This is a genomic window from Spirillospora sp. NPDC049652, assembly GCF_040675125.1.
Classification (GTDB): Bacteria; Actinomycetota; Actinomycetes; order Streptosporangiales; family Streptosporangiaceae; genus Spirillospora.
This window is the reverse complement of record NZ_JBFAOF010000606.1, coordinates 1-4,489: the sequence shown is the minus strand read 5'-3', so window position 1 is coordinate 4,489 and position 4,489 is coordinate 1. Positions and strand designations below refer to the sequence as shown.

5 protein-coding genes are annotated in these 4,489 nt (G+C 72.8%); 3 read left to right on the top strand and 2 right to left on the bottom strand.

Features of this window, described 5'->3' with window-relative positions; translation table 11 throughout:
• On the top strand, positions 1 to 417 hold a 417-nt coding region (locus tag AB0J52_RS28940), incomplete at its 5' end, for a zinc-binding dehydrogenase (RefSeq protein WP_500185668.1).
• Between the two features lie 28 nt (positions 418 to 445).
• Here the strand turns inward: AB0J52_RS28940 and AB0J52_RS28935 are convergent.
• Positions 446 to 937 (bottom strand): MarR family winged helix-turn-helix transcriptional regulator, encoded by a 492-nt coding sequence (locus AB0J52_RS28935; protein ID WP_500185667.1) that lies wholly within the window; start codon positions 935 to 937, stop codon positions 446 to 448.
• A 72-nt stretch (positions 938 to 1,009) separates the two neighbouring features.
• Here AB0J52_RS28935 and AB0J52_RS28930 point away from each other — a divergent pair, with 72 nt between their 5' ends.
• Positions 1,010 to 2,254, top strand: a complete 1,245-nt coding sequence (locus AB0J52_RS28930; RefSeq protein WP_500185666.1) for an MFS transporter — start codon at positions 1,010 to 1,012, stop codon at positions 2,252 to 2,254.
• 74 nt (positions 2,255 to 2,328) lie between these two features.
• Here AB0J52_RS28930 and AB0J52_RS28925 read toward each other — a convergent pair whose 3' ends face one another.
• On the bottom strand, positions 2,329 to 3,393 hold the full coding sequence (locus AB0J52_RS28925) for a slipin family protein (RefSeq protein WP_500185665.1): 1,065 nt from the start codon (positions 3,391 to 3,393) through the stop codon (positions 2,329 to 2,331).
• 255 nt (positions 3,394 to 3,648) lie between these two features.
• Between AB0J52_RS28925 and bagA the strand changes: the two genes are divergently transcribed.
• Positions 3,649 to 4,489, top strand: an 841-nt coding sequence (gene bagA / locus AB0J52_RS28920) for an ATPase BagA (RefSeq protein WP_500185663.1), incomplete at its 3' end; no start/stop codon positions are given.

Here is a 4,489-nt window from a genome sequence, read left to right as displayed (position 1 = left end):
GTCGCCTCCGCGTCCGCGTCGGACGAGGCGGCGCTGCGGGACGCGGGCGCCGCGCACTTCGTCGGCCGCGACGAGCCGCTCGGACGGGCCGTCCGGGACCTGGTCCCCGGGGGTGTGGACGGCGTCCTGGACGCGGCCGGCCTCGGCATCCGCGCCCTGGACGCCCTGCGGAACCGGGGCGGGTTCGTCGCGGTCAACGGCGGCGACGTGGTGCCTCCGAACCTGCGGGGGACGCGCGTCCAGAACGTCTGGTTCCACGCGGACACGGCCCAGCTCGACTACCTGGTCACCCTCGCGGACGCGGGCCGCATCACCACGCGAGTCGCCGAGGTACTGCCCTTGGAGGACGCCGCGAAGGCCCATGTGCGCCTCGCCGAAGGCGGTCTGCGCGGACGCCTCGTCCTCCAGCCCGCCTGACCCCGCTCGCCGACCACGAGAAGCCGGGTCAGCGCTCGTTGGCGCGGATCATGACGCGGCGGAGCAGGTCGGACAGCAGGCGGCGCTCGTCCGGGTCCAGGGCGGCGAGGATGCGGCGCTCCTCGTCGCCCACCGGCGACATCGCGCCGCGCCACGCGGCCCGTCCCTCCTCGGTGAGCTCGACGATCACGCGGCGGCGGTCGGTCTCGGACGGCGTCCGGCGGACGAAGCCGCGCGCGGCGAGGCCGTCGAGCCGGCCGGTGACCGAGTTCGGCGCGATGCCGAGGTCGGCCGCGAGCTGCGACGGGGCGGCCCGGCCGTCCCGTCCGGCCAGTGCCCGGAGGGTGTCGTACTCGTGCACGTGCAGGTCGCCGTCCGCGAGGGCCCGCTCCCGGGTCCGCCGCAGATGCCCGGCGATCTTCAGCAGGCGGGTCACGGCCCCTTCGATGTCGGGGTCGAGGTGGGGAAGGACGGGCAGCCACCGGTCCACATGGTCGTCCACCTGGTCGCGCATCTGCATGCGGCCACGCTACCAGTCTTAGCGGAATTATTCGTTGACGAACTATTCTGTGTCGAAGTAGTCTCCCTCGGCATGACACACCCCCTCCGGGGCCGGGACTTCCGGCTGCTGTTCGGCGCCCGGGCGCTCTCCCTGGCCGGGGACGCCGTCGTCCCGGCCGCGCTGGCCCTCGCCGTCCTGCGGGTGACCGGGTCCGGGTCCTCGCTCGCGATCGTCCTCGCCGCGGCGATGCTCCCCCGGCTCGTGGCGCTCCCCCTCGGCGGCGTGCTCGCCGACCGCCGCGGTGCTCGCCCGATCGCGATCACCACGGACGCCCTCGCCTGCGCGGCCCAGCTGTGCACCGGCCTGCTGCTGCTCGGCGGACATCCGGCACTGTGGCAGCTCGTCGTCGCGCAGGCGGTCGGCGGCGCGGCGTCCGGACTCGCGCTCCCCGCACTGTCGCCCCTGGTCGTCGGCACCGTCCCGACGGACGCGCTACTGCGCGCGAACGCGCTGCTGGGCACCGTCGCGGGCGGCGCCCGATTGCTCGGCCCGGCCATCGCGGGCACGTTCGTGCTCACGATCGGCCCCGGCTGGACGTTCCTCCTCGACGCCGCGTCCTTCGGAGTGAGCGCGGCCCTGCTCTCGTGCACGCGCGTCCGGCACGAGTCCGCGGAAGCCGACGAACCGGCGACCTCGCTCGTCGCGGACCTGCGGCAGGGGTGGGCGGAGGTCCGCGCACGCGACTGGTACTGGACGAGCCTCATCGCGCACGGCATGTGGAACGGCGCGCAAGGCGCCATGCTCACCCTCGCGCCGGTCATCGCGGTCCAGAGGCTTGGCGGCGAGAGCGTCTGGATCGTCACCACGGAAGCCGGTGCGGTCGGGCTCGTCGTCGGTTCCCTGATAGCGGGACGCTGCCGACCGCGCCGTCCTGTGGCCGTGGCCAACGCGGGGTTGGCCCTCTACGCGATTCCGCTGACCGCGTTGGCGTTCTTCGCTCCAGCCCCGGTTTTCGTGGCCTGCTACTCGGTGGCCTTGGGCGGCCTCGGTTTTCTCAACCCGACATGGGGATCGACCGTCCAGGCCGTCATCCCCGCCAAATCGCTCGCGCGCGTCTCTTCCTACGACTGGCTGCTGTCCCTCGCCGCCGCGCCCCTCGGCTACTCGCTCGGCCCCTGGGCAGCCTCGATCTGGGGCCCGCGCGCTCCGCTACTGGTCGCGGCCGTTCTGGTGGCCACGTCCTGCCTGGGCACACTGGCCGCCCCGGGCGTCCGCCGCCTGACTCTGGACGCGCCAAAGCCGACGCAGCCCGTCAACGAACGCCAGCCCGCCTAAGCTCGCCCGTCACGCGCGCACGAGGCCGCCAGGCGGAATCGTGGCGGCCCCGGCGATCGGGGCCGCCACGTTCGCTACTCCGAAGGACGGGTCTCGGACTGCCCATTGTCGCCGCCCGCGATGCCCCTCGGGTGCTCCGGACGCGCCAGCTCCGGCGCCTCCTCCTCGGGGCTCTTGGACTCGTCCAGTTCGTGCCGCTGCGGCTCGTCCAGCCCCATGACGGGCGGGACGTCCTCGACCGACTCCATCGGCGGAGCCTGCTCGGTGGCCTTGGCGAGGTCCTGCTCGGCCTTCGCCAGCCGCTCGCTCAGGTCCTGCTTCGGCCGGCTCGCGCCGGCCTCCTGCACCGCCTGCGAACCGCCCGCCGCGCGCTCGAAGAACCGCAGGATCTCGACCGGCAGCGGCATGACCAGCGTGCTGTTCTTCTCCGCCGACACCTCCACGACGGTCTGCAGCAGCCGCAGCTGCAGGGCCGCCGGGTCCTGCGACATGATCTCGGCCGCCGCGGCCAGCCGCTTGGACGCCTGGAACTCGCCGTCCGCGGTGATGATCCGGGCGCGCCGCTCCCGCTCGGCCTCGGCCTGCCGGGCCATCGACCGCTTCATGCCCTCCGGCAGCGACACGTCCTTGATCTCGACGCGCTCGATCAGGATGCCCCACGGATCCTGGGTGATGTTGTCGATGATGCCGCGCAGCCGGGCGTTGATCTTCTCCCGCTCGCCCAGCAGCTCCTGCATGTCGGACTGGCCGATGATCGACCGGAGCGAGGTCTGCGCGACGGTGGACACCGCGTAGCCGTAGTTCTGCACGTTCACGATCGCCTTCACCGGGTCCACGACCCGGAAGTAGACGACCGCGTCCACCCGCACGCTCACGTTGTCCTGGGTGATGCCCTCCTGCGCGGGCACCCCCATGGTCACCGTCTGCTGGTTGACCTTCTGCATCCGCTCGGCGAGCGGCAGGATCACGGTCAGGCCCGGCTTGCGCACCGCGCCCGGGCGGAGCTGCCCGCCGCGCTGCACCTGGCCGAACCGGAACACGATGCCGTGCTCGAACTGCTGCACGATCCGGACCGACGACGCCAGCCCGATCAGCGCGACGACCGCGATCACTATGACGAGGAAGAGGACCACCGCCATGGCGGGCCACCTTTCAGCCGAACTGCCCCTGGGCCCGGCCCCCGGGCCCGGGCGGACCGGCCGCCCGGCGGCCGCGGGGCGCCCGGTCCGCTGACCGGGCGTGCCGGGCCGGCGTCCGGTTCGCGTTTCCCAGCTAACCGCGTGGGCACGTCCGAGACAACGGTCCGCACCCGGAGCGCCATCGTGTCAGGGATCACTTATCTCCCGGGAGCCGGGCTCTGAAGTCCTTGCCGAGCGAACGATATGGTCGATCGGGTGAGCGCGAGAGACACCGACTGGGACGGCGTACGCCTCCACGTGGTCACGGGGAAGGGCGGCACCGGCAAGACGACCGTCGCCGCCGCCCTGGCCCTGGCCCTGGCCGCGGGCGGACGCAGGGTACTGCTGGTTGAGGTCGAGGGGCGGCAGGGGATCGCGCAGCTCTTCGACGTCCCGCCGCTGCCCTACGAGGAGCGGAAGGTCGCCGTGGCCCCGGGCGGCGGCGACGTCCACGCGCTCGCGGTGGACACCGAGGAGGCGCTCATCGAGTACCTCGAGATGTTCTACAACCTCAAGCGCGCCGGGAAGGCGATGACCAAGCTCGGCATCGTCGACTTCGTCACCACGATCGCGCCCGGGCTCCGCGACGTCATCCTCACCGGCAAGACCTCCGAGTCCGTCCGGCGGCGCACCAAGGACGGCGCGTTCATCTACGACGCCGTCGTCATGGACGCCCCGCCGACCGGCCGCATCACCAAGTTCCTGAACGTCAACGAGGAGGTCTCCGGGCTCGCCAAGGTCGGCCCGGTCCGCAACCACGCCGACACCGTGATGAAGGTGGTGCGCAGCCCGGAGACGGCCGTCCACTTCGTCACGCTGCTGGAGGAGATGCCCGTCCAGGAGACGATGGACGGCATCCACGACCTGCGCGAGGCCGGCCTCCCGGTCGGCGGCGTGATCGTGAACATGGAGCACAAGCCCGTCCTGCCGCCGGACGCCCTCGCCGCGGCCGCCGCCGGCGAGCTGGACACCGACGAGATCGTCCGCGGCGTCAAGGCCGCCGGGCTGGAGCAGGACGCCGAGCGGATCGCCGCCGTGCTGTCCGCCGAGGCCGCCG

What these genes read in the sequence shown, in the direction of transcription:
- AB0J52_RS28935 (WP_500185667.1), bottom strand. Translation starts at nt 937, where the DNA reads ATGCAGATGCGCGACCAGGTGGACGACCATGTGGACCGGTGGCTGCCC.
- AB0J52_RS28930 (WP_500185666.1), top strand. Translation starts at nt 1,010, where the DNA reads ATGACACACCCCCTCCGGGGCCGGGACTTCCGGCTGCTGTTCGGCGCC.
- AB0J52_RS28925 (WP_500185665.1), bottom strand. Translation starts at nt 3,393, where the DNA reads ATGGCGGTGGTCCTCTTCCTCGTCATAGTGATCGCGGTCGTCGCGCTG.